The sequence below is a fragment of the Facklamia sp. HMSC062C11 genome, from assembly GCF_001810675.1.
Lineage (GTDB): Bacteria > Bacillota > Bacilli > Lactobacillales > Aerococcaceae > Facklamia > Facklamia hominis.
The window spans coordinates 1-587 of the sequence record NZ_KV802383.1; the positions used below are offsets into that span (position 1 = coordinate 1).

Annotated in this window: 1 protein-coding gene; it reads right to left on the minus strand. The window is 40.5% G+C overall.

Annotation, left to right across the window (positions count from 1 at the left end; genetic code table 11):
* On the minus strand, positions 1-587 hold a 587-nt coding region (locus tag HMPREF2758_RS02305), incomplete at both ends, for a transposase (protein ID WP_148128873.1).

The following is a 587-nucleotide window of genomic DNA, read 5'->3' on the forward strand; positions in this document are numbered from 1 at the left end:
GCTGCTTCAATTTCTTGTTGATTCTCATCGATCCGTTCTGCTTGATACTCTTTAAAATTTCTTTCAAAACCATACTTATCCGTTCGGGTGCGATAAGCGACGAAATTAAATCGTACCCCTTGAGGATCGACGTAACAGTCTTCTTTTTCATCATAGTCCCAATTCATGACTTTTGAGTCGTCACTTCGCCATTTTCGACTCTGTTCTTTAAGATACGTTCCATAAGGAATTAATGCGGTGATTTCAGGAAAGCTTTCTTCAAGATAAGTATAGTTACTTTCAGAGCCATATCCTGCATCCATACTCACCACTGAAAAGGAGCGAAACAGTGCTTGATGACTCTCAAAGAAAGGTCTTAATGTCCGCGTATCTGTCGGGTTTGAAAAAAGTTCATAAGCTAAAACAAACTGATGAGAGGTGGCAATCTGTAAATTATAGCCCGGTTTCAACTGACCATTCTTCATGGGATCTTCTTTCATTCGCATAAAGGTCGCATCGGGGTCCGTTTTTGAATACGAATGACGTTCACCTAAGATGGCTCGTTGCGTTTGATAGTGTTGATGCTTGGAATGACAATGTTTCATGCG